Source organism: Streptomyces sp. NPDC002742, from assembly GCF_042888885.1.
Classification (GTDB): domain Bacteria; phylum Actinomycetota; class Actinomycetes; order Streptomycetales; family Streptomycetaceae; genus Streptomyces.
Genome location: NZ_JBIAQF010000006.1, coordinates 410,419 through 433,748 on the forward strand (window position 1 = coordinate 410,419; position 23,330 = coordinate 433,748).

A 23,330-nucleotide genomic window follows, 5' to 3' on the forward strand; every position below is an offset into this window, starting at 1 on the left:
GGCGCCTCGACCTGCGGCGCCTCGACCCGCGACGACTTGAGCTGCGACGGCGGCTTGGGGCGTTGCGCCCGGCGACGCGTCCGCGCATCGGCCGGGACCTGGTCGGGAGCCCCTTCCAACTTCTCCTGCTGGCCTGCACGTTCGCGCTCGCCGCCTATGCGGGGGTGCGGCTGCTCGCGGCCGAATGGTCCCGGGTGGCGCTCTGGTTCGTGGGCGCGGCGGTGCTGCACGACCTGGTGCTGGTGCCGCTGTACGCCGGTGCGGACCGGGCCGTCGCGGAGGCGCTGGACGCGACCGGCCACCGGGACCGGACGATGTACGTCCGTGTTCCGGCGGCCCTCTCCGGTCTCCTGCTGCTGGTGTGGTTCCCGCTGATCAGCGGGAAGGTAGCCGACCATTACCGGTCGGCTACCGCCCTGCCGGGCGACGACTTCCTGGCCCACTGGCTGCTGATCACGGCGGTGCTGTTCGGGGGTTCCGCGCTGCTGCTCGTCCTGCGGTCCGTCCGGGCGTCCCGCCGCGACCCGTTGCGCAGGGCCACGAAGGAACGTCCGCCCGCCGCCCATTGAGCGTCCGCGCGCCATCCCGCGCGCGCCGCGTGCCGGAGCAGGGCCGGGGTGCCGAGCCGGGCCCACGGGAACGCGCCCCGGTCGCCCGACGCGCCATCGCTCCCGCTCGGGCTCCCGCCTGTGCCGCCGCCCCCGAGCTCGGCCATACCGGCCCCGCCCCCCGTCTCGGCCTCGGAGGCAACGTCGTGCTCGTCCTCGTCCTCGTCGTCGGTGTGCGCGGCGCGGACGATGCGGACGTCGACGCGTTCGTCGACGTCCGCGCCCGCCACGGTCTCGGCGATCAACAGGCCGCCCGGGGCGAGAAGCTCGGCCGTGCGGCGCAGGAGGGCGGCCGGGTCGCCGCCGATGCCGATGTTGCCGTCGACGAGCAGGGCGGTGCCCCAGCGGCCCTCGCCGGGGAGCGGCTCGAAGACGGACCGGTGCAGCGCCTGCCCGCCGAGCCGTACCGTGCGGGCCACGGCGGCCTCGCTGACGTCGATGCCGAGTGCGGGTCGTCCCCGCGCGGCGAGTTCCGCGACCAGCCGTCCAGGCCCGCACCCCACGTCGAGTACGGCGCCCTCGCAGTACGCCAGCACCTGGAGGTCCACCGCGTCGGCGCGGGCGCACCAGCGCTCCACCTCCAGGGGGAGCAGCCAGCCGTCCGTCCGCCGCAGGAACAGCGGCCCCCGACCGGCACCCAGTGCGTCGGCATAGGGATCAGCGGCCCAGGACCGCGCAGCCCGCCCGGTCGGAGTCCCTCGCCCGGCCCCACCGCTTCTGCCGGTCCCACCGCCTCGTCCGGTTCCGGTTCCGGTTCCGCTTCCGGCGCTGTTCCCGGTTCCGGGCGGGGTCACTGGACCGGTCCCAGTGCCCGTCTCGGCCCCGGCCTCCGCCGCGGTCCGGCCGTCGATCCCGGTTCCGGCCTGGCTCCCGATCCCGATCCCCATTCCGATCCCGGTGCCAGTGCCGGTGCCGGTCCTGTTCGTGGTGCCGGTCCCGCTCCTGGGGGAGGTCGGGGTCGAGGAGGTCCCGTTCCGGGTCCCGGACTCGATCCTCGTCCCGGGACCGGCCCCTGTCACCGCGACGGGCACGGGGCTCCGTGCCGCGCTCACGCCTCGCGCCGTCGTCCCGCGTGCGCCGCTCATCGGCCGGCACCCCGCTGTCCGGCGAGCGCGCCGGCATCCGGGGCGGTACCGATTCCGGCCGGGATCCCTACGGCTCGTACGGCCCTGAGTCCGGCGACGAACCCCGAGGCCTGGTCGGCCGTCGCTCCCGTGGTCCGCCCTGCGGTCCGCCCTGCGGTCGGTCCGGGGGTCTGCCCCGGGACCGGGCCGGTCGGCTGGCCCTGGAGCGGCCCGCTCGCCTCGTGCGCGGACGGTCGGGGAACCTGTCCGGCGGCCGGTGCGGCCACCGTTCCGAGCCGGTCCAGCTCCGCCGCGAAGCCCCCTTCGGGCGCGAGCGCCGCGACCGCCGTCGCGTCCGCGGCCGTGTCGACGTCCCGCAGGCGGGGCAGATCCCGTACCCGCAGCCCGGCCCCGACGAGCCGTTCGCGCTGCGCCGCACCCGTCGTGTGCGTCGACATGGGTACGCCCCGCAGGAGCTCCGGGTCGGGTTCGGCGAGGCCCAGGGCCCAGAAGCCGCCGTCCTCGGCCGGCCCGAAGTACGCGTCGCAGTCCGCGAAGTCCACCGTGAGCAGGGCGGGCGTCACCTGGGGCGTGTCCATGCCGATGAGCAGAGCGGGCCCGTCGCAGTCCGCGAACGCCGCGGCCAGCCGCTCGTCCAGAGTGCCGGGGCACTGTCGTACGACGTCGAAGCCGGCCGGAAGCCAGGGGCCGGGCGTTCCTTCGAGCACGAGGACCCGGCGGCGCGCGGGCGTCGCCGCCACCGCGCGCAGAGTGTCCACGAGGGCCGCCTCGGCGAGCGCCGCCGCTTCCCGGGGAGTGAACGGCGGTGTGAGCCGGGTCTTCACCCGTCCAGGACGCGGTTCCTTGGCGATGACGAGCAGGGTGACGCTCACTGGACGGTTCCTCCTCGGGAGGGTTCGAGGGCCGACGCCGGTGCCGGAGCCGAAACCTGGGCTCCGGGCTGAACTCCGGTCCGGGTTCCGGTCCGGGCCGCCGTCTGGGCCTGGGCGCGAACCCCTACGGGCGTGGGCGGTTCGGCCAGGACGCGGCGCATGTCCCGGACCGCCTGCCAGGTCCCGCGCCAGGTGCCGGTGACCTTCGAGACACCGGTGCGGGCCAGATACGGCACGTCGTGCTCGGCCACGCGCCAACCGGCGTCGGCGGCGCGGACGACCATCTGGAGCGGATAGCCACTGCGCCGGTCGGTGAGATCGAGGCCGAGCAGCGCCTCGCGACGGGCCGCGCGCAGCGGACCGAGGTCGTGCAGGCGCAGGCCGGTACGGCGCCGCAGCATGCGGGCCAGCGCGATGTTGCCCGCACGGGCGTGCGCGGGCCAGGCGCCGCGCCCCTGCGGGCGGCGACGGCCGAGCACGAGGTCGGCCCCGCCGGCCCGGACCTCGGCGACGAACGGCAGGAGCAGGGCCGGATCGAGGGAACCGTCGCAGTCGCAGAAGCAGACGATGTCCGCGGTGGCCGCGGTCAGTCCCGCGTGGCAGGCGGCACCGAAACCGCGGCGTTCCTCGCGTACGACGGTGGCGCCGAGCGCGCGGGCCAGTTCCGCGGAGCCGTCCGTGGAACCGTTGTCCACGACCAGCGCGCGCCAGCCGGGGGGGATCCGGGAGAGCACCCAGGGCAGGGCGCCGGCCTCGTTCAGACAGGGAAGGACCAGGTCGACGTCCGGGTCCGGTACGGGAAAGGTCGTCACGGGCTTCACCTTACGAACGCGAAAGGGACATAGCGGACTTCGTGTCCTTACGAAACTCGGACGTCGGTCCCGACGAGCCGTACCGGACCGGGCCGGGTGGGACGCTGGATCCATGCATCGACCGCACGAAGCCCCAGGTGCCGGACCTGCCCCGAGCGTGACCGGGGACCCGGGACCGGCTGCGAACCCGCACCGGGGGATTGCTCCGAACGTCCGCCCCGGATCCGTGGCGAGTCCGCTCGGAGAGACCGCCGCGCCCGCTCGCGCGGCGACCACCCGGGTCCTCGTCGTGGACGACGACCCGACCGTGGCGGAGGTCGTCTCCGGATACCTGGACCGCGCCGGGTATCTGGTGGACCGTGCCGCGGACGGCCCCGCCGCGCTCGCCCGCGCCGCCGCGCACCGGCCCGACCTGGTGGTGCTCGACCTGATGCTGCCGGGCATGGACGGCCTGGAGGTGTGCCGCCGGTTGCGCGCCCAGGGGCCCGTGCCGGTCATCATGCTCACCGCGCGCGGCGACGAGGACGACCGGATTCTCGGCCTGGAGGTCGGGGCCGACGACTACGTCACCAAGCCGTTCAGCCCGCGGGAACTGGTCCTGCGGGTCGAGTCCGTCCTGCGCAGGACCCGTCCCGTGGCCGCCGCGCGCCCGCTGCGGGCCGCCGGTCTCACCATCGACCCGTCGGCCCGCCGCGCCACCAAGAACGGTGCCGAACTCGCGCTCACCCTCCGCGAGTTCGACCTCCTCGCCTTCTTCCTCCGGCACCCCGGCCGGGCGTACGCCCGCGAGGACCTGATGCGCGAGGTGTGGGGCTGGGACTTCGGCGATCTGTCGACGGTCACCGTCCACGTACGCCGGCTGCGCGGCAAGGTCGAGGACGATCCCGCACGGCCCCGTCTGATCCAGACGGTGTGGGGGGTGGGCTACCGCTTCGACGACACGGAGGCGGCGGCCGGGACCACCACCGCCGGTCCGCCCCACCCCGCGTCCGAGGAAGAGGCCCGCTCGTGAACGACATACTCGTCATGGCCCTGTTCGCCTTCCTGGGCGCCGCCGCGGCCGGTCTGCTCGGGGCGTGCGCGCTCCGGCTGCTCCGGCGCCGCTCGCTGACCGCCTCCGTCGCGGTCGTCGCCGCCGTGGCCGTCTGCGCGATGCTCGCGGGAACGCTGGCGGTGGCGTGGGCGATGTTCCTGTCCCCGCACGACCTGAGCGTGGTCACGACGGTCATCACCATGGCGGCCGTCGTCTCGCTGGCCACCGCGCTCCTGCTGGGCCGCTCGGTCGTGGCCCGCAGCAGGGCGCTGACCCTCGCCGCCCGCTCCTTCGGCGACGGCGGGGACTTCGCGGCCCCCGAGGGCCCGGCGACCGCCGAACTCTCCGCGCTCAGCCGTGAGCTGGCGGCCACCAGCCGCAAGCTGGCCGAGTCCCGCGACCGCGAACGCGCCCTGGAGACCTCGCGCCGCGAGCTCGTCGCCTGGATCTCGCACGACCTGCGCACCCCGCTCGCCGGGCTGCGCGCCATGTCCGAGGCCCTGGAGGACGGTGTGGCGGCGGACCCGAACCGCTATCTGCGCCAGATCCGTACGGAGGTCGAACGCCTCAACGACATGGTCGGCGACCTCTTCGAACTCTCCCGGATCCACGCGGGCGCCCTCGCCCTGTCCCCCTCCCGCGTCTCCGTGTACGACCTCGTCGGTGACGCCCTCGCGGGAGCGGACCCGCTGGCCCGCGAACACGGCGTACGTCTGGTCGGGCACCGCATCGAGCAGGTGCCGGTCGAGGTGGACGGCAAGGAGATGAGCCGCGTGCTCGGCAACCTCCTCGTCAACGCGATCCGCCGCACGCCCGCCGACGGCACGGTCGCGGTCGCCGCCGAACGCTCGGCCGTGGGCGTCGTCCTGTCCGTCACCGACGGCTGCGGAGGCATCCCGGAGGAGGACCTCCCGCGCGTCTTCGACACGGGCTGGCGCGGCACCCACGCCCGTACGCCACCCGCCGGAGCGGGCCTCGGCCTCGCCATCGTGCGCGGCATCGTCGAGGCTCACCGGGGCATGGCCGCCGTCCACAACGTCCCGGGCGGCTGCCGCTTCGAGGTCACCCTCCCGATGGCGGGCGTGTGAGAGACGCCCCGGCCTTGAATTCGCCGGCAGCGTCCGTGGATGCCGCCGGTCGATCCTTGTGGGCCGGGGCGTCCGTTCCTCGTGGTTCCCGCCGAGCGTCGTCCGTTCCTCGCGGTTCCCGCCGAGCGTCGTCCGTTCCTCGCGGTTCCCGCCGAGCGTCCGCGCTCCGAGGCGCTACTCCGCGCGCAGCGGAGCTTTCGCGAACTCCCGCATTCCCTCGGTGAATCCGATCTCCGCCTTCCACCCCAGCTCGGCCCGCAGCCGGGCCGAATCCGCGGTGATGTGCCGTACGTCCCCGAGCCGGTACTCCCCGGTCACGACCGGCTCAGGGCCGCCGTAGGCGTCCGCCAGGGCCCGCGCCATCTCGCCGACCGTACGTGGCTCGCCGCTGCCGGTGTTGTAGACGGTGAGGGCGCCGTCCCGCGAACTCGCCTCCAGGGCAGTCACGTTGGCCGCGGCCACATCCTCGACGTGGACGAAGTCCCGCCGCTGGCCACCGTCCTCGAAGACGCGCGGGGCCTCACCGCGGGCGAGCGCGGACCGGAAGAAGGAGGCGACGCCCGCGTACGGGGTGTCGCGGGGCATTCCGGGGCCGTAGACGTTGTGATAGCGCAGCGACACCGCGGTGCCGTCCGTCGAGCGGGCCCACGCCGCCGCGAGATGCTCCTGGGCCAGCTTGGTCGTCGCGTACACGTTGCGCGGGTCGACGGGCGCGTCCTCGCCCACCAGGCCCGGCGTCAGTTCCTCACCGCAGCGCGGGCACCGCGGCTCGAAGCACCTGGCGTCCAGATCGGCGACGGCGCGCGGCCCCGGCCGCACCACCCCGTGCCACTCGCACGCGTACCGCCCCTCCCCGTACACGACCATCGACCCGGCGAGCACGAGCCGCCGTACTCCCGCGTCCGCCATCCCGGCGAGCAGCACGGCCGTACCGAGGTCATTGCGCGACACGTATTCGACCGCGTCCCCGAACCCGACGCCGAGGCCCACCATCGCGGCCTGATGACACACCGCGTCCACGCCGTTCAGCGCTCCCGCGACGGCCTCGGCGTTCCGGACGTCGAGTCCGTCCCGCAGGTCGAACACGACCGCCTCATGCCCCCGGGCGCGCAGCGCCGCGACGACCTGACCTCCGATGAACCCGGCCCCGCCGGTAACCAGTACACGCATGGGACGAACGCTAGAACCGCCACCCCGTCGGGCGGCATCACCACGCCCACCACGTCATCGCACCGTAAGACCCGGGTCGGCGGCAGGACCCGGCCCGAGGGCGCGCCCGGCACCGGCGGGTTCCGGCCCGGGGCGGAGGCGCGCGCGGTCATGTGCGCGGCCGCGTGGTCACATGCGCAACAGCCGTTGGGTGATCTCGCGGTACTGCCGCAGCGCGTGCCGGAGTTCGTCGGACTGGGTCTCGGGGTCCTGGCCGTGCCAGCCCTCGTGGAGGGTGCGGCGCCGTTCCGTGAGGGCGCTCATCAGCTGGGCCGCGGCCTCGTCGAACGCGGTCTCGGCCTCCTCCAGCGCCTCACGCGGGCTGTGCGAGAAGGTGTTGAGGGCGTGATGGAGCCGCTGGGTGAGTTCGGCCCGCTCGTCCGCCCCGAGCAGCGGTTCCGGGCCCGGCGTGCGGCGCCCGGCGGAACCGGGCTGCCTGTCCGGGGGCTGCTGGGCGCGTGTCTGGTCGTACATCATCGTGGGCCACTTCCTGTACGTCGTACCGGCGGGGCGCGTAGAGAGACCGGGTGGCGACGATCATGTCGCGACGGTCATGTCGAAACGATCGTGCCGTGCCGATCGGGTGGTGCCATCGTGTCGCGACGATCGGGTCGCGACGTCGCGACGATCGGGTGGTGACGTCGCGACGATCGGGTGGTGACGATCGCGTGGTGATGATCGCGTGGTGACGATCGGGTCGGGCGTTCCGGGAGGGTCATCACTGCGGTGATCACGGCCGCCACGGTCCGGTCACCCGAGAGGCATGGGCCGCACACCGGGCTGTCAGTCAACGCCGGGCGACCCCTTGTGTCAACGCGATCCCGTACCGGGGCGCGGACGCACTGCACCCTTGGGTGTGATCCGGGGTGCCGATCGGGGGTGTCGACTACGGGGCGTCGAACACGAAGCGTCCATTGCGGGGTGTGTCGATTCCACGTGGCCGGACGACCGGCCCGCCGCGGACGCCTTCAGCCGGCGCTGGATCCCTCCGGTGCCGCCTGCGCTGCGCGCCGGTACTCGGCGTTGATGCGCTGAGCCTCTTCGAGCTGGTCCTCAAGGATGACGATGCGACAAGCGGCCTCGATCGGGGTTCCCCTGTCGACGAGTTCCCGCGCGCGGGCGGCGATTCTCAGCTGATAGCGGGAGTAGCGACGGTGGCCGCCCTCCGAGCGGAGCGGAGTGATCAGGCGGGCCTCACCGATGGCTCGGAGGAAGCCCGGTGTGGTGCCGAGCATCTCGGCGGCCCTGCCCATCGTGTACGCGGGGTAGTCGTCGTCGTCGAGACGACCAGTGAGTGGAGTGTCCGCTGTCATTTCACCTCGTTGTGGCACGCGTCGAGGGGCCCCGCTGCCGTACGGCACCAGGGCCCCGAAGGAAATTGAACACCATCTGCCGGCTCTACTGCGGAGCCGACCGTCTGTTTCCGCTACCGGGCCCGAGCGAGGGGCGGGTCAGCGGGGATCGTGTAGCCGTGACCGGGAACCACCGTCCATTCCGGGTTCTTGCGGTACCCGGACCGGGATGCTCTCGGGCCGGGCGATCCTGATGGCGTCTGCTTCCTCCGTCCTTCCGTCGCGTCGGGCACTGGCCGGACCGGCAGTGAACTCCTCCGGCCCGAATCTGTCCGTACAAGAAACCTTAATCACGCCACCGCCTGATGTCTACTGTGACAAAGGCAGATTTCGAGAGGCTCCAGACCCAGATATTCTGCGGCACACAGCTACCGACACGGCTACCGCGCCGCTACCGCTCGGCTACCGACACGGCGTTCGCGCCGCTACCGACACGGCGCTCGCAGCGGCCGCTGAATAGAATCGACTTCCATGTCGAAACCTGACGAGCTCCTCGTTGACATCTCCGCCATGGTGGAGTCCGGGCACAGCACGCAGATGTCGTTGACCGTGGTCGTCGGCGGTGCCGTCATCACCGGCCGACTGGCGCCGGAGGCCGTGTGGCGGGAGCGGGTGTCGGAGGTCCTGAAGGACTCGGACCGTCTCGGCCCGTTCTCCGACGTCTTCGCCCCTGACCGGACGGCGGGCCGGGGCGACCGCGCCGGGGCACCGGCCCATCTGCACTTCCATCTCGCCCGCATCCTGCAGGGCAGCGTCGGGATTCCCGACACCGGCGGGATGTACCGCGTCGCGATCGAGGACGTCAGTGCCTGGACCGTGGGCGACTTCAGCTACTCCGACCAGTGAAACGCGATGAGGGCCCCGCCGACGGTGTCGGCGGGGCCCTCATGGCTGTCCTGATGTGGGCGGAGGTCCTCAGAGCTCGAGCGGCTCGGGGCTGCCGAGCAGCGCCGAGGCGTTCTGGAGGGGGCTGAGGACGGGCGCGGGCGTGGCCGGCTCCGGGGTACGGCAGGTGAAGCCGAGACGGGCCATGGCCCGGGTCACTTCACCGCTCGTGAAATCGCGGCGGTCCTGGCGGGTGATGACCTCGCCGACCTGCTTGACGGGGTAGTGGCAGCGGCCGATGATCACGGACTCACCCGTGATCGGCTCGGGCTTGATCCCCTTCATCGACTCCAGCACACCACTCTTGGTGAGGTCGAACGGGAAGCGGGCGATGACACAGCGCATGATGCCTCACAGATAGCGGGGGAAAGGGGCCCGAGCGGCGAGCCGGGCCGAGCGGGCCGACCGGGGACGGCGGGACGCTCAGTGGGAGAGTGCGAGAGTGCCCGGGGAACGGCGGGGGCCGAGGACGTCACGTACGCGGACCCGATCCGTGTACGCGGAGCCGTCGCGGACGAGGGTGAGCTGGGCCTCGGTGACCGAACCCGTGCACTGGTCGTCCGCGTCGCAGACGATGAGATACCCGACACGGGCGCCCGCCATGACGGACAGCGCCACCTCGACGGTCATGTCGCCCCGCACCCGCGGCCCGGAAGCGTCCCCCAGGTCGACGACGGCGGCCGGGACGAGTCCTGAGGACTGCGGCTGCATCTGAACGAGCGCCAAAGGGGGGCCTCCTGCGGGGTGAGTGCGGGGGTGAGCGTGGCGAACGGTGGAGAGTGACCGGTGACCGGCGGCGGTGACCGGTGACAGGTGGTGCGGTCACCGGCGAATGCTGACTGGCAACAGATGGCTGACGAACGGCAACGGGCAACCGGTCACGGCGAATGGTGACCGTGACCGCCGACCGGCCATCAGCAACGGGCATCCGGCGATACCGGTGACCAGCCACCGCAGCCGGTCACCGCGACCGGTAACCGGGACGGGCGAGGAGTGACCCGTGACAGGTCGCCGGTGATGAGCCACCGGCGACCAGCGTGTCACGGTTCTGAGCCGTCAGCCGTCAGCCGTCAGCCGTCAGCCGTCAGCCGTCAGCCGTCAGCCGTCAGTCGACGGGTGTCGGTGTCGGCGGTCAGGCGTCGGACCGCGGGCATCAGGCGCCGGGCGCCCGGTGTCGCGCGACGACAGCGGGTGTCGCGCGACGGCCGGACTACTGCTGGGCCGTGCGGTGCGTGGCGGTGCCGGTGGACCGGCTCTGGCCGGAGCGGCCACGTCGGCCCCGGGAGGAGGCCGAGGCGCTGCGGCGGGGACGCTCCGTAACCGGCGCGCGGATGACGACCGGCACGCCCGAGGGAGCCTGGGCGCCGGTGATGCGGTTCAACTCCGCTTCGCCTGAACGCACTTGACTGGTCTGCGGGGTGATCCCGGCGGCGGCCATCAGCCGGCTCATCTCGCGGCGCTGGTTGGGCATCACCAGGGTCACGACGCTGCCGGACTCGCCGGCACGGGCCGTACGGCCACCGCGGTGCAGGTAGTCCTTGTGGTCCGTCGGCGGGTCGACGTTGACGACGAGGTCGAGGTTGTCGACGTGGATGCCACGGGCCGCGACGTTGGTCGCCACCAGGACCGTCACGTGCCCCGTCTTGAACTGGGACAGAGTCCGGGTGCGCTGCGGCTGGGACTTGCCGCCGTGCAGGGCGGCCGCGCGGACACCGCTGCTCAGCAGGTGATCGGTCAGCCGGTCCACCGCGTGCTTGGTGTCCAGGAACATGATCACCCGGCCCTCGCGTGCGGCGATCTCGGTGGTCGTCCGGTTCTTGTCCGAGGCCTGCACATGCAGGACGTGGTGCTCCATCGTCGTGACCGCGCCCGCGGACGGGTCGACGGAGTGGACCACCGGGTCGGAGAGGTAGCGGCGGACCAGCAGGTCGACGTTGCGGTCCAGGGTGGCCGAGAAAAGCATCCGCTGCCCTTCCGGACGCACCTGGTCGAGCAGCGCCGTGACCTGCGGCATGAAGCCCATGTCGGCCATCTGGTCGGCCTCGTCCAGGACGGTGATGCCGACCTGGTTCAGCCGGCAGTCGCCCCGCTCGATGAGGTCCTTGAGCCGGCCCGGCGTCGCGACGACGACCTCGGCCCCGCCGCGCAGGGCACCGGCCTGGCGGCCGATCGACATCCCGCCGACGACGGTGGCCATCCGCAGACGCAGGGAACGGGCGTACGGGGTGAGCGCGTCGGTGACCTGCTGTGCCAGTTCGCGGGTGGGCACGAGGATCAGGGCCAGCGGCTGCCTGGGCTCGGCGCGCTGACCGGCGGTACGGGCCAGCAGCGCGAGGCCGAAGGCCAGGGTCTTGCCCGAGCCGGTGCGGCCCCGGCCGAGTACGTCACGGCCCGCGAGGGAGTTCGGCAGGGTCGCGCCCTGGATCGGGAACGGGACGGTGACGCCCTCGTGGCCGAGTGCCGCGAGCAACTGCTCCGGCAGGGCGAGGTCGGCGAACGCCTCCACGGGGGGCAGGGCGGGCGTGATCGTCACCGGCACCGCGAACTCTCCCTGCGGGGAGGCCTGCTGGCGTCCGTAGCCCTTCGACCGGCTGGGACCGCCGGAACGGCCCGAGGACGGGGCGCCGAATCGGCTGCCGCCGCTCCTCTTGGAGCCGGCACCCTCGGTGCGGGTGCGGGAGTAGCGATCGTTGGTGCGCGTGCGGTTCATGCGGAACCTTCCTTGATCGGGCGCGTATCAAGGAATTCCCGCAGCGAATGAGCAGCGCAGAGAATCGCGAGAACGAGCCGAATGAAATTCAGCACCGAATGGGATCGGTGAGATCTCTCACGGGATGTGCTGCCGAACGGGCGGCGCGATCCCGGAAACAAGAGGAATGGAGAGGGTGAAGCAGATGGAGCAGATGGAGCAGATGAAGCGGAATGGAGCAGGGTGAAGGAAAACGAAGGGAAGCGGAGAGAAACGAATGGGAAGCGAGGGGGAAGCGTCGGACGACGTGCGACAGAACACACGATCGGACCGGACGCGACCCTTACGCGGACCATACGCGGCCCCAGCGCGGAACCGGAGCGAGCCGGGAACGGGAAACAGACCGATGTGGGCCAGGACCGGACGAGGAGCAGGTCACGAGTGGACCAGGTGCGGCCCGGGTGCGAGATCGGCGGCAGACGTCGGGATACGGGCCGAAAGGTCCGGGCGCGGGCACCGCTCCGGTGCGTTCGCTTCCCGGGCGGCGGGTGCGGATTCCCGTACCGGGGGCCGTGGCCCCAGGAGGGCGGGTCGCCGTGGACCCTGATCCGAACCTGGACTCCCGGAAGCGCGGTCGCGGGTCGAAACCCACCGCGGACCGCCGGGGCGTCTGCGCCGAAAACGCGGCGAGCTGGGGCCCGCACCCCAAGGTGCGGGCCCCAGCTGCGCCGTGCGTGCGGGTGTCAGGCGGGAACGATGTTCTCCGCCGTCGGGCCCTTCTGGCCCTGCGCGATGTCGAAGGAGACCTTCTGGCCTTCCTGGAGCTCGCGGAAGCCCTGCGCGGCGATGTTCGAGTAGTGGGCGAAGACGTCGGCGCCGCCGCCGTCCTGCTCGATGAAGCCGAAGCCCTTTTCAGCGTTGAACCACTTCACGGTGCCAGTAGCCATGTCAATTCTCCTTTGGGACGGTGCTCGGAGTCCGCAGAGTGCTGACTCCGTGTCGCCGTGATGATTACCCCGCCGGAAATGACCGGATACAAAAGAACTCCACCCTGCAAGAACAGGGTGGATGCTCACAAGTTTTTGGGAACCACAACTGCAACTGCTATCGACAGTAGCACGGCACGATCGATTGCGCGCGGCGGATAACTTCGCTCCGCCTGTCGATCAAGAAATCCTCATCGCGTCCGTCGTCGATTTCTTACGTCGCCGCCACAGATATTGACTCGCCCGGGTCACAGCGTTTCTGCCCGGGGATCCACCGGGGTCGTGCGGCGGAGTTCGGAAGATGTGACGAAATTCGACCCGCGCCGTCGCCGTCCGGCGACGAGCGCACCCCGCGGCACGGTGACGGCACCGTACCCCGCATCGCGGGACGGGAACGGCGACCGGCGGAACGGCCCCTGTGACAGGGCGGCGACCGGTGGGAGACCGTGCGGGCGGGGTCGGCGACCGGTGGGAGACCGTGCGGGGCGGTGTCGGCCACCGGTGGGAGGGGCGTATGCGGAATCGAGACCAACCCGCATGCCTCCCCCTGCAACTCCCGGGCGCTCCCGCGCTGTCCTGTGGGGCAGAACCCGCGGCCGGGCGCACCACGGCCGTATGCCGTGGTCACGCAGGCCGTGACCACGACTTCGTCGGTCGAGAAGAGTCGGCCGGGAGAAGTCGTAGAGAAAGGATGGGTCATGCCCGGTCTCAGACGTACGTCGGTGATAGCGGTGGCGGGCGGAATCATGCTGCTGACGGGGTGCCAGGACTCGGCGGGCGCAGGTTCCGCCGCAGGGACCCGCACCTCCGCACCGGCCGCCTCGGCCCCGGCCACTTCACCCTCGTCCGGTCCGGTCGGCACGCGCACGCCGTCGCACGGCTCGGCCACCGCGTCCGCCACCGCGGAGCGGGTCACGGACAAGTCCCCCGCCCCGACCAGCCACCCGTCCACGGCCGTTGCCGGCTGCCGCAACCTGGCCGTCGACGACGCGGTGAAGGCCGCCGTGACCCAGGTCTACCGGCACGACGTCACCCACTTCACGCACATCGAGCCGGTGCCGCACGTGTTCTTCTACGGCCAGTGCGGCACCACTCGCTACGCCGCCACCCGTTTCGGGCTCACCGCGGGTGCCACGCAGGCGGAACTCGTGGGTATGCAGGACGAGGGAAGCGCCGTCAAGTACTTCCGCAGCTCCGGCGGCGGCTGGGTCTACGTCGCGAGTGACGGCTTCCCCGCCGGACCGCACGGCTGCGGAGACATCCCGGCGATTCCCCACGCCCTGGCCACCGCCTGGGGAAACTGCTCGCTCCCGCACTGAGCCGCCCGCGCGGCCACGGCCGCGGGCTTCGCCACAGGCCCCCGGACCTCGCCGCGGTCGACGTGGTCCGGGTCGGTTGATCGAACAGGTGACGGGCATCCGGCCGGCTCGGTGATGTCCGCCCGTCGGCCGGGTGACAGGCACGGCCGACCTGGTGACGGGCATCCGGTCGGGCGGCGCACGGGTCGCGTTCCCGGGCCGCCGGTCCTCACGGTGACGACGTCGCGGGAAACCCTGTCGGAAACCCTGTCGGAACCGCGGCCGGAGAGGCCGTCGTCTCGTGCGCGACGGCGTCGAAGTCGACGTATCCGGTCTTCTCCAGCACCGAGATGTGATCCAGTTCGGTCCGGTTGGTGGCCGTGGCCAGCTCCCGCACCAGCGTGTTGCGGGTGCTGCTGCGCACCTGCGCGATCGCCTGGAAGATCCTGCCGTGCTCGTCACGCAGGAGATTCGCGAACGTCCGCCGGTAGTCATCGCCCTGGGCCGCAGACAACTGCGCGAGCCAGCCCTGCTGCTCCGCGGTCGGCTGGGTCGGCAGTACGAGGGCGAGAGCGGTCGCGACGGTGCGAACGCGCTTGTCGAGGTCGGTGTGGCCGGCCACCAGACGGTCGCCCGCCTCCTCGATCGCCTTCGTGGGGGCCCGCTCGATCGCCTGCCGGCCCGCGGGTATCTCCCACAGCCCTTCGAGCTGCACTTGCACCACGAGATCCCGATCGGCGACGGTCAGTGGTCCCCAGGGTGTGTTCACCGCCGGGCCGGGGTCGGCCACTGCGGGCTTCGCGCCGTCGAAGCGGTGAGGGTACGAATAGAACACCGGGTATGCGAGTGAGCCGATCGTGCCGACGATCGCCAACACCATGAACATCGTGGCGATGCTGCGCCGCAACTGAACCTCCCTTGGACCGGCTGGCGTCCGGAAACCCCTGCGTGGCCGGTGCGGTCCCTACCGGCCGGAGCCGTTCTTGGCGCGCACCGGGTGGCCGGCCTCTTTCCCGCACGGGGGAACGGGAGTTGGGGGCCGGCCACCCGGCCGCCGTGCCAGAAGATCACTTCGCCGCCCGGGACCGGTAGGGCCGAACGGCCCCGGGCGCCGGGCCGCAGCATCGTGCCTCTTCGGCCGCCAAGATGATCCCTATTACGGCGCCGGCCGGTACGGCGGCGGCCGGTACGGCGCCGGCCGGGCCCTGAAGCTCTTCGCGAGCAGCGGCCACCATCGCGTCCGGCCGGCTTCCTGTCGGACGGTCGCGGTCCAGAACGGCAGGACGTTCGGGACCGCCGGAGCCTTCATCAGCGCCACTGCGGACGGGCGCCCGGGAACGGCTCGGCGACCGGCCACGCCCTGCCCACGGCACGCGGGTCCTGGGGGCCAGGTGGGGCACACGATCATCGTGACCCTGTGCATCGAGAAGAGCGCATCGAGTGACGGCACGGGAGCGTCGGTGATGGCGCGTCATGTCGTGCCGGCGGATATGTGAAGCCCTCTACGGGGCCACCCGGTTGTGTCACCGGGTGTACCCCGGTTGGGTGTTGACGCTTCGTTTCCGCCGGTCAGTGCTGCCGTGGTGACTCATGCATATTGCATGAGTCACTCAGGGCTGCTATCAATTGCTCCACGCATCAACCATGGATCTTCACAACGTGAGGAACCTCCTTGTCGGTTCGGCGCTCATGGCGCGGTCGTATCAGCGGACCGCATGCCGAAGGTCGGTTCCCCCAACCGGCGCCCGGCCCCCGTGAAGTGTCCGGGTGGTCGGGGGAGTTCGCGCGATTCCACCCGTAGGCCCCTCGGGCCCGCCAGTCCTTCGGGGAAGCAAATGAGCACCAGTCCGTCCTGCGCCGTACCGCTTCTCCGTGCCGCCGTCCAAGTCGTCGACGCCGGCCCGGCTCGCCTCGAAGTCCAGGTCGCCGGCGCCTCCTTCGGCTCCGGCTGCGACTGGTGATCGGTCCCGGTCGTGACCGGCTTCTCCCGCTGTGACCGCCGAGCGACTCGGTGCCGCGAGATCTCGCCGCACCGCACCCGCCGTTGCCGTACCGCAAGCAGCAGTTTCTTCCTGAACACCCCTGAATATCTCGACCCCGAATATCTCGAACCATTGAGGAGCAGCGCCGTGAACATGGACAAGGCGTCCGTCGAAGCCCCGACTCACACCACGCCCGAAGCCGCGACCGGGCCGGCCCCGACGCAGGCGCCGGGCTTCGGGCCCGCTCCGGTCGTGCCCGCCGGTTACGCCGGGCCCGTTGTCCCTGCCCCGGCGCCGGGTTACACCGTGCACGTCACGCAGACCGTGCCGAAGGAACTGCGCGTGGGCGCCGGCGCGCGTTTCGGCGCCTACCTGCTGAACCTCCTGCTGATGGTCGTCACCCTGGGCATCGGCTGGCTGGTCTGGGCCATGGTCACCTGGTCCACCGACTCGGCGAACCCGGGCCAGAAGCTCCTGGGCCTGACCATAGTGAAGAAGGACACCGGCGTCCGGCTGACCTGGGGCGACATGTTCGTCCGCAACTTCCTGCTGTCCGGCGTGGTGATGGGCTTCCTCAGCACGATCACGGTGACCATCGTCGTCTGGGTCAACCTGTTCAAGGTCTTCGGCAGCGAGAAGCAGAGCCTGGTGGACTCCATGGCCGGCTCGGTCGTCGTCAGGCGTACCGCCTGAGCATCGGCCTCCCGCTCCCACGACCAGGACGTACCGGCGGACCGGTACGTCCTGGTCGTACGGATTCCGAGCTGCGGAATGCCGTTCCGACGGCGGATCTCGTCGAGGCCGGCCACGCCCTTCGGCACGCCCCGAGCGCGGTCCCCCGGCGCGACGGACGCCCGCGCGGCCGCCGCCCTTCCGGACGGCTTCCGGTTTCTTGCCCACCGTCCTCCATCGCCCGTTGCTCGTCCTTTGTCCTCCGCTGTCCGTCGTGTGGTGTGCGTTCCTCCCGTCCCCGGAATCTTCTCTTCCCGCGCACAACTATTCCGGCGACTCCGTTGTCACACCGGTGTCATAGGCATTCGAAACATGCCGCGCCCGGTGCCCTTCAACCTCCGGTGACGCGCGGCCTCCCACTGCTCATGGGGGCTTGAACCACCTTGCGCAACCGCAGAATCTCCTCCGCGACGGCACTCGCCGTCCTCTTCAGTTCCGTCGCGCTGACGGGCCTCGGGTCCACGGCCGCCCACGCGGACGGCCACGCCGTCCTGCCCGTCACCTCAGTCGCCGACGTCGTCGTGGACAGCGTGCACCAGCGCGTCTTCGTGAGCGACCCGACCGGCGGCAAGGTCGTCGCCACCGACTACAGCGGCAACGTCGTCGGGACGCTCGGCTCGCTGCCGCAGGCCAACGGCCTGGAACTCTCGGCCGACTCGCAGACGCTGTACGTGGCCGTCGCGGGCAGCGACGAGATCGCGGCCATCGACACGGCCGGCCTCACCGAGTCCGCGCGGTACCCGACCGGCACCGCCGACGCCCCGGCGACCCTCGCCCGCGTCGGCGGGAAACTGTGGTTCGGCTACGGCACGACGATGAACGGCGACATCGGTTCCCTCGACCTCTCGAACCCGGAACCCGTCCTCGCCGTGGCCCAGGACAGCCGCAGCCGCTGGTACTACGCACCCCGGCTGGCGTCCAACCCGGCCGCGCCCGGTGTGCTGGCCGCCGCCGAGCCGGGCTCCAGCCCCTCCGCCGTGGCGACCTATGACGTCTCCGGCGCCGACGCGCCCAGGCTCATCGCCCAGGGCCAGGCCGGCAGCAACCTGCGCGACCTCGCGGTGACCCCCGACGGCAACCAGGTCGTCACGGCCAGCGGCTGGCCCTACAAGCACCAGGTGCTGTCCACCACCGACCTGAAGGAAGTCGGCAGCTACCCGACCGACACCTACCCGAACTCCGTCGACATCGCCGCGGACGGCACCGTCGCCGCGGGCATCGACGGCTACTACGCGCCGGACGTCTACATCTTCAAGCCCGGCACCACCCAGCCGGTCCGGAAGTACGACTTCGCCGACACCGGCACCGGCACCCTGGTTCCGGACGGCCTGGCCTGGGAGCCGGACGGCAACCACCTCTTCGCGGTCACCGAAAACGGCAGCACGTACCGGCTCAACACGCTGAACGCGCCGACCAAGGCCGCCACCACGGTGACGGTGAGCGCGCCTGCCTCGGTTGTTCCCGGTAAGTCGCTGACCGTCACAGGGAAGGTGAGTGGTGGTGATGTGCTGCCGGCCGGGACGTCGCTGACGGTCACTCGTACGGATGCGCAGTCGCCGTCGGGTCAGGTGCTGGCGGCGGTGACGACGGGTGAGGACGGGACGTTCTCCTTCGCCGACATCCCGTCGGTCGAGGGCGATGTGAGGTACGCCGTCTCCTACGCGGGCGACGCCGGCCACGCTCCGGCGTCCGCCACGCGGACGGTGACTGTCGCCCGCAGCGCCACCACGGTGACGGTGAGCGCGCCTGCCTCGGTTGTTCCCGGTAAGTCGCTGACCGTCACAGGGAAGGTGAGTGGTGGTGATGTGCTGCCGGCCGGGACGTCGCTGACGGTCACTCGTACGGATGCGCAGTCGCCGTCGGGTCAGGTGCTGGCGGCGGTGACGACGGGTGAGGACGGGACGTTCTCATTCGCTGACATCCCGTCGGTCGAGGGCGATGTGAGGTACGCCGTCTCCTACGCGGGCGACGCCGGCCACGCTCCGGCGTCCGCCACGCGGACGGTGACTGTCGCCCGCAGCGCCACCACGGTGACGGTGAGCGCGCCCTCCTCGGCCACCCGCGCCAAGTCGCTGACCGTCACCGGCAAGGTCGCCAACGCCGCCGCGCTGCCGGCCGGCACGGCACTCACCGTCAAGCGCACCGATCTGGAGTCGCCCTCGGGCAAGGCGCTGGCCACGGTGAAGACCAAGGCGGACGGCGCCTTCTCCTTCACCGACACCCCGTCGGCCGGCGGCGACGTGAAGTACACCGTCTCCTACGCGGGCGACGCGAGCCGCGCCGCGGCTTCGGGCTCCGACACGGTGGCCGTCTCCCGGACCACCCCCACGCTGAGCCTGAACAACAACGGCACGGTGTACTCGTACGACAAGGACGTCACCTTCACCGCGCACCTGGGCGCCACCTACAAGAACCGTACGGTGGAGATCTGGGCCAACCCCTTCGGCTCGGACAAGCCCAACGTCCTGGTGAAGAAGGCGACCGTCAACTCCAGCGGAAACGTCTCCGCCGTGGTGGACATGAAGCGGGACACCACAGTCACCGCGGTCTTCGCCGGTGACGCCCGCACCGCCCCGAAGTCGGTCCAGGTCAACGCGTACGCCCAGGTGAGTGTCTCCACCTCCGTGACGAAGTACTACAAGACGGGCAAGATCAGCGCGAGCTCCCCGACGTACTACTGGTACCGAAAGACCACCGGGCCGCTGTTCACCACCACGATGAGTTACTACCCGGGCCGCCGCCACCGGCTGGACATCGACGTCTACTCACAGGGCCAGTGGCACCGCGGTTACGAGGAGTTCTTCGGACTGGGCACCAACGGCAAGAGCGTCATCGACCTCGGCTCCTCCGACGAGGCGGGCCTCCGCGTCCGGGTCCGGTCGGCCTACATCAACGAATACTCCGGCGACAACGTCAACTCCACCACCTACAGCTCCTGGAAGTACCTCTACTTCACCAACTGACCCTTGGCCCAGGGCCGCTCGGTGGAGGAGCGCCGAGCGGCCCGTCGGCCGGGGCTTCCGAGTGGGCTGCTGCGAGCGGTTCGTACCGGCCGGTAGTCTCGCTCCGTCCGTACGGCAGCGACGGGGGGCGTTCGCGAGATGGCGAAACCGGTACGTGCGGCACTGGGTGAAATCTGGATCACTTGCCAGATCTGTGAGGGGGACCTGTTCCGGGCGCGGAATGTCCTGCTCAACAGCTCCGGCATGGAGTTCCTGAAGTTGGCTTGGGCCGACGAGAACGCAACAGGCCTGATCTGCTGGCGGTGTGGGTACGTCCACCTCTTCGTCAACAAGGACATCAAGGTCTACCCCGCCGGCAAGTAGCGGAGTTCACCTGGCGAGACGCGGTACGGGACCCGAGCCCCCTGACCCTCTCGATGTGAACTGTGAGCGCGACGGCCGGGAGTAACGGCGCTGCTCAGATTTCGTCAACAGCACGTCGAGCTCTGGCGAACACTCCGGCCCGGACCTGAAACGCCGCACCGAGCACGACGAGCGCCAGGGCGATGCCGTAAGCAACCAACCCCGCTCCGTAAGAGAAGTCGAGAAGTCTGGCTCCGCCGATCAGGACGAAGCCGCAGCCCATGGCTGTCCGACCCCAACCAGCCCAAGGCGACCGCGCGATTCCCCGGCCGATCAAGGTCAACACGCCCAGGACCACGCCGAAGCAGCCCGAGCCCAAAATGATCCATGCAGACATGGCACCCCTCCGCGGGCAGGCTAGTGCACGAACGTAAGTCTTTGGCCTACGGTTTGACGGCCCCGGAGACATGGCTTGAAAGACCTGGTGCGTCAGGTGCGGTAGTTCCCCGCCAGTTCCCGGCCGAACGGGCACGGCAAGGGCACGGGTACCGCCTCGGCAGCAGCGGGCGGCCCTAGGATGGCGGACGGGGCGGAGCCGTAGCGCAGAGGTCGTCGCGCGCGGTCTCCAAAATCGCGAGGACGCCGGTTCGAATCCGGCCGGTTCTGCCTTCTCGCCGTGTCCGCCGTGTCCGCCGTGTCCGCCGTGCTCACGGTGTCCGCCATATCCGACGTGTTCACCGTGTCCGCCGCGCTCCAGACGGCATCAGGAACGGAGTCATGGTCTGCGTCGGTCGCCGGAAGCGGCCCGCCACTCCCTGGTCCTGCACCCTTCCGGCGCGTGCCACCGCTCCTCGGGACCCGGAACTCCGTGGTCCATTTCGACGAACGGGCCGCCGCGCAGCTCCAGTTGATCACGGTTGCGCCACAACACTTGGCACCGCACCGGACAGTGGCCCGATCGATGATCTGGTGCACGTAGGGAGGCATCGTGACCGGCAAAGGGTTGGTTCTGTTCGCTGTCGCTGTGGCATTCACCGGCACGCTTACTGCGTGTACTTCGGTTACGCCATCGGCCACGAGCACCAGGAGTGGATCGGAAAGGCCGAGCGCCACCGCCCCGACCTCGCCGCCGGGCTCCACGGCATCGGTGCCGGCGACCCCGTCGCTGTCCCTGGCTCGGCTCAAGGCGGGACTGCTCCGGACCACGGACCTGACACACGGCCCCTTCACGACGGACGACGCCCTGGGCACCAACCCCGGCGGTGTCTACGGCGCCCGTCACAGTGCGATCAGCGACCAGCCGCCCGTCGACGGCCCGTTCGGAATCATCTTGGACGCGGACACGCAGCCGTGTTCGCGACTGCTCAACGCGATCGGCTACGGGAGGAAGGCGCCTGCCGCTGACGCCTATGCGGCGATCGACCTGATCGGGTCCGATCGTGTGACGATTATGACCGAGATCGTGGCAGGCTATCCGCACGGCGTCGCTGCCAAGATCGTGTCCGATGTGGCGACGGCCGGCTCGACCTGCCGGACCGTCCACAGCAAGCGGGCAACCGGCACGGTGGCATCCGAGCCCCGTTCCCTCACCGTTCCGGGGCTGGGCGACGCGAGCGCCGGAATCGAGTGGCCCATGGGCAGCACGGCCGGCTCGTCCGACAACGTGCTGGCCGTGGTTCAGGTCGGAGACAACGTGGTCGAGATCAATGGCGAGCTGATCGCGGCGACCAGCACCGCCAAGTTCGATCGGACGATGCTGAACCAGGCATTGGCCAAGGCCTTTGCCAGGCTCGAAGCCGCAGCCTGACGCTGTCGTAGCCGACTGCGTTTCCGCAGGTGTGGGCAGAGCTCCCGCATGTCTCGGTGGTCGTCGTGGTCGGGACGGCAGCCCATGACGCCCGCCACGAATCCCGGGCACCACGGCACCGCTGACCTCTGGTCGGCCGTTGTGTCCTGGGCGTCCTCGCTTCGCTTCTGAGTACGGGTACTCATGTGCCGGACGTACCGGGTCGGCAAGCTGGGCCGCGGGCGATCGGAGGACCGGCGACCGCGGACGGACGGGGGTCGTTATGGAGCGCGGGAGTCGGCCGCATGTCGGCGCGCAGGTGATGGTCGGCGTACTGCTGCTCGCGGTCGACCTGGTGTACATCGCCGGATCGTGGTTCGGCTATGGGCTCGCGGGATGGACCGACGACGGCAGCATCTCGCCCGAGGCGCAGAGGTTCGCGTGGCGGGCCATGTGGTATCTGGCCGGTGGTGCCGTGATCACGGGTGGTGGACTTCTGGCCCTACGCTGGCGCGTCCCCGGCGTGATGCAGCTCATCGTCCTGGGGATCGGAGCGCTGGAGTTCCACTCCCTCGCCGCACGTCACTAGCGCGCAGCGCCCGGCCCTTCGAGCCACGGGCAGCGGGGCCGGTCAGGACGGACGGCGGTCCGGGCGTGGCCCAATTCCCCCTGCGTCCATGCCCGTTCCGGCACGAGAAGCGGTCAGCGGCGGGACGGGCACTTCAGGCAGCTTCCCGCTTCTCCAGTGACCGGCGCCGCTTCGATCGAGGGCGGAAGTGGTCGAGGACCGCGGCTGCGGTCGCGACCACTCCCATCACCAAAAAGAAGATGGAACCGATCCGCAGGGCCCCCTCGCCGTACAGAGCCTGGTGGCCGAACCCGATCATGGATATACAGGTCACCAGGCCCTTGCCCAGTCGTGCAAAGCGCGGAGCCATAAGTACTCCCGAGTCAGGTCGATCGTCGGCCACTGTCACCAGGGGCCGAGCCTTGTTCTCCCCCGGCCGGCCCACCGGTGACGTCGGCCGCTGCCCGGTGCGGTTCGGGCTTGTTGGCGGCAGCCAATGATGCCAGGAGTCGGGCGGCCCTTGGTGTCCGCCCGCCGAGGATCTGAAGCGCCGCCCCGAGCACGACGAGAATGAAGGCCACGGCGGCGAGGTCCGCGCCCACTTCGTAGGACCACTCGACGAGCCCCGGCAATCCGTCCAGCGCAAAACCGGCACCGACCAGGATGAATCCCCAACCGCCCAGCCGAGGATGCCTGTACCGCGCTCCATGTCGACCGCTCAAGGTCAACATTCCCAGGGATGCCATCACGCATCCGCAGGCCAGCATGATCCACGAAGTCATGGGGTCCTCCACCCGGAGACTACCCCGCCTGTGTTGGAGCCTCCGTGGGGCTCCGTGGGCCTCCGTGAACGATCTCCACTGTCGCGGGAGCAGGCGCACCCTTTCCGACTGTTTGGTCGGGGTGTTGGGGTGTTGGGGTGCGTGCGGGGGCGTTCACCCGCATTCATGGCATCGGTCGGTCGTCGGCCCAGGGAGGGTTGCGAGGCTCGTCCGAATTGTCGTGAACGGGGCTGAACGAGAAGGAAACTGAGACAGGGG

Annotated in this window: 22 protein-coding genes, 1 tRNA gene and 1 pseudogene; 10 read left to right on the forward strand and 14 right to left on the reverse strand. The window is 70.8% G+C overall.

Going from position 1 to position 23,330, the window contains the following annotated elements; all coding sequences use genetic code 11:
- Positions 1–397: 397 nt before the first annotated feature.
- From ACFYW8_RS13525 to ACFYW8_RS13535, 3 genes and pseudogenes are all read right to left on the reverse strand, one after another.
- On the reverse strand, positions 398–1,402 hold the full coding sequence (locus ACFYW8_RS13525) for a class I SAM-dependent methyltransferase (RefSeq protein ID WP_389072579.1): 1,005 nt from the start codon (positions 1,400–1,402) through the stop codon (positions 398–400).
- A gap of 548 nt (positions 1,403–1,950) precedes the next feature.
- Positions 1,951–2,565 (reverse strand): annotated as a pseudogene (locus ACFYW8_RS13530) (DUF2064 domain-containing protein); the annotation flags it as partial.
- Entirely contained in the window at positions 2,562–3,386 is an 825-nt protein-coding gene (locus ACFYW8_RS13535) for a glycosyltransferase family 2 protein (protein WP_389072344.1), read from the reverse strand. The pseudogene ACFYW8_RS13530 and the gene ACFYW8_RS13535, both read right to left, overlap by 4 nt.
- Before the next feature lie 103 nt (positions 3,387–3,489).
- On the opposite strand from ACFYW8_RS13535, the gene ACFYW8_RS13540 reads away from it, so the two are divergent.
- A complete protein-coding gene (locus ACFYW8_RS13540; protein ID WP_389072348.1) occupies positions 3,490–4,389 on the forward strand; it encodes a response regulator transcription factor in 900 nt (299 codons plus the stop codon).
- A 14-nt stretch (positions 4,390–4,403) separates the two neighbouring features.
- Complete coding sequence (locus tag ACFYW8_RS13545; RefSeq protein WP_389072587.1) at positions 4,404–5,498, forward strand: sensor histidine kinase; 1,095 nt, start codon at positions 4,404–4,406, stop codon at positions 5,496–5,498.
- Between the two features lie 174 nt (positions 5,499–5,672).
- Here the strand turns inward: ACFYW8_RS13545 and ACFYW8_RS13550 are convergent, their stop codons facing one another.
- The 3 genes from ACFYW8_RS13550 to ACFYW8_RS13560 form a co-directional block, all read right to left on the reverse strand.
- Positions 5,673–6,668: an NAD-dependent epimerase/dehydratase family protein gene (locus ACFYW8_RS13550; RefSeq protein ID WP_389072353.1), complete on the reverse strand. Its 996-nt coding sequence runs from the start codon at positions 6,666–6,668 to the stop codon at positions 5,673–5,675.
- 168 nt (positions 6,669–6,836) lie between these two features.
- Positions 6,837–7,184 (reverse strand): hypothetical protein, encoded by a 348-nt coding sequence (locus ACFYW8_RS13555; RefSeq protein WP_365869210.1) that lies wholly within the window; start codon positions 7,182–7,184, stop codon positions 6,837–6,839.
- A 491-nt stretch (positions 7,185–7,675) separates the two neighbouring features.
- Positions 7,676–8,020 carry a MerR family transcriptional regulator gene (locus tag ACFYW8_RS13560; protein WP_389072361.1) on the reverse strand — a complete coding sequence of 115 codons (345 nt, stop codon included), beginning with the start codon at positions 8,018–8,020 and terminating at the stop codon, positions 7,676–7,678.
- Between the two features lie 510 nt (positions 8,021–8,530).
- On the opposite strand from ACFYW8_RS13560, the gene ACFYW8_RS13565 reads away from it, so the two are divergent.
- Positions 8,531–8,905 (forward strand): hypothetical protein, encoded by a 375-nt coding sequence (locus ACFYW8_RS13565; RefSeq protein WP_389072365.1) that lies wholly within the window; start codon positions 8,531–8,533, stop codon positions 8,903–8,905.
- A gap of 69 nt (positions 8,906–8,974) precedes the next feature.
- Here the strand turns inward: ACFYW8_RS13565 and ACFYW8_RS13570 are convergent, their stop codons facing one another.
- The 4 genes from ACFYW8_RS13570 to ACFYW8_RS13585 all read right to left on the reverse strand — a co-directional run bounded on the left by ACFYW8_RS13570 (position 8,975) and on the right by ACFYW8_RS13585 (position 12,580).
- Positions 8,975–9,289: an SCO5918 family protein gene (locus ACFYW8_RS13570; protein WP_389072369.1), complete on the reverse strand. Its 315-nt coding sequence runs from the start codon at positions 9,287–9,289 to the stop codon at positions 8,975–8,977.
- A gap of 78 nt (positions 9,290–9,367) precedes the next feature.
- Positions 9,368–9,670 carry a hypothetical protein gene (locus ACFYW8_RS13575; protein ID WP_389072373.1) on the reverse strand — a complete coding sequence of 101 codons (303 nt, stop codon included), beginning with the start codon at positions 9,668–9,670 and terminating at the stop codon, positions 9,368–9,370.
- Positions 9,671–10,154: 484 nt separating this feature from the next.
- Positions 10,155–11,654, reverse strand: a complete 1,500-nt coding sequence (locus ACFYW8_RS13580) for a DEAD/DEAH box helicase (protein ID WP_365869202.1) — start codon at positions 11,652–11,654, stop codon at positions 10,155–10,157.
- 722 nt (positions 11,655–12,376) lie between these two features.
- Positions 12,377–12,580, reverse strand: coding sequence for a cold-shock protein (locus ACFYW8_RS13585; protein WP_030224351.1), 204 nt, complete (start codon positions 12,578–12,580; stop codon positions 12,377–12,379).
- Between the two features lie 737 nt (positions 12,581–13,317).
- Here ACFYW8_RS13585 and ACFYW8_RS13590 point away from each other — a divergent pair.
- The gene (locus tag ACFYW8_RS13590; RefSeq protein ID WP_389072381.1) at positions 13,318–13,938 is read left to right on the forward strand and encodes a hypothetical protein; all 621 of its coding nucleotides are present in this window, start codon (positions 13,318–13,320) and stop codon (positions 13,936–13,938) included.
- 208 nt (positions 13,939–14,146) lie between these two features.
- On the opposite strand, the gene ACFYW8_RS13595 is transcribed toward ACFYW8_RS13590, so the two are convergent.
- Complete coding sequence (locus tag ACFYW8_RS13595) at positions 14,147–14,824, reverse strand: DUF4142 domain-containing protein (protein ID WP_389072385.1); 678 nt, start codon at positions 14,822–14,824, stop codon at positions 14,147–14,149.
- A 928-nt stretch (positions 14,825–15,752) separates the two neighbouring features.
- Here ACFYW8_RS13595 and ACFYW8_RS13600 point away from each other — a divergent pair.
- From ACFYW8_RS13600 to ACFYW8_RS13610, 3 genes are all read left to right on the forward strand, one after another.
- Positions 15,753–15,878 carry a hypothetical protein gene (locus ACFYW8_RS13600; protein ID WP_365869199.1) on the forward strand — a complete coding sequence of 42 codons (126 nt, stop codon included), beginning with the start codon at positions 15,753–15,755 and terminating at the stop codon, positions 15,876–15,878.
- 174 nt (positions 15,879–16,052) lie between these two features.
- Positions 16,053–16,592: an RDD family protein gene (locus tag ACFYW8_RS13605; RefSeq protein WP_365869569.1), complete on the forward strand. Its 540-nt coding sequence runs from the start codon at positions 16,053–16,055 to the stop codon at positions 16,590–16,592.
- A 422-nt stretch (positions 16,593–17,014) separates the two neighbouring features.
- A complete protein-coding gene (locus ACFYW8_RS13610) occupies positions 17,015–19,594 on the forward strand; it encodes an Ig-like domain repeat protein (protein WP_389072389.1) in 2,580 nt (859 codons plus the stop codon).
- Positions 19,595–20,051: 457 nt separating this feature from the next.
- Here the strand turns inward: ACFYW8_RS13610 and ACFYW8_RS13615 are convergent, their stop codons facing one another.
- Positions 20,052–20,333, reverse strand: a complete 282-nt coding sequence (locus tag ACFYW8_RS13615) for a hypothetical protein (RefSeq protein ID WP_389072393.1) — start codon at positions 20,331–20,333, stop codon at positions 20,052–20,054.
- Positions 20,334–20,527: 194 nt separating this feature from the next.
- Between ACFYW8_RS13615 and ACFYW8_RS13620 the strand changes: the two genes are divergently transcribed.
- From ACFYW8_RS13620 to ACFYW8_RS13630, 3 genes are all read left to right on the forward strand, one after another.
- Positions 20,528–20,602, forward strand: a tRNA-Trp gene (locus ACFYW8_RS13620).
- A gap of 322 nt (positions 20,603–20,924) precedes the next feature.
- The gene (locus ACFYW8_RS13625) at positions 20,925–21,743 is read left to right on the forward strand and encodes a hypothetical protein (RefSeq protein WP_389072397.1); all 819 of its coding nucleotides are present in this window, start codon (positions 20,925–20,927) and stop codon (positions 21,741–21,743) included.
- 262 nt (positions 21,744–22,005) lie between these two features.
- A complete protein-coding gene (locus tag ACFYW8_RS13630) occupies positions 22,006–22,311 on the forward strand; it encodes a hypothetical protein (protein ID WP_389072402.1) in 306 nt (101 codons plus the stop codon).
- A 133-nt stretch (positions 22,312–22,444) separates the two neighbouring features.
- Here ACFYW8_RS13630 and ACFYW8_RS13635 read toward each other — a convergent pair whose 3' ends face one another.
- The gene (locus ACFYW8_RS13635) at positions 22,445–22,624 is read right to left on the reverse strand and encodes a hypothetical protein (RefSeq protein ID WP_365869193.1); all 180 of its coding nucleotides are present in this window, start codon (positions 22,622–22,624) and stop codon (positions 22,445–22,447) included.
- A 49-nt stretch (positions 22,625–22,673) separates the two neighbouring features.
- Positions 22,674–23,072 carry a hypothetical protein gene (locus ACFYW8_RS13640; protein ID WP_389072408.1) on the reverse strand — a complete coding sequence of 133 codons (399 nt, stop codon included), beginning with the start codon at positions 23,070–23,072 and terminating at the stop codon, positions 22,674–22,676.
- Positions 23,073–23,330 lie beyond the last annotated feature (258 nt).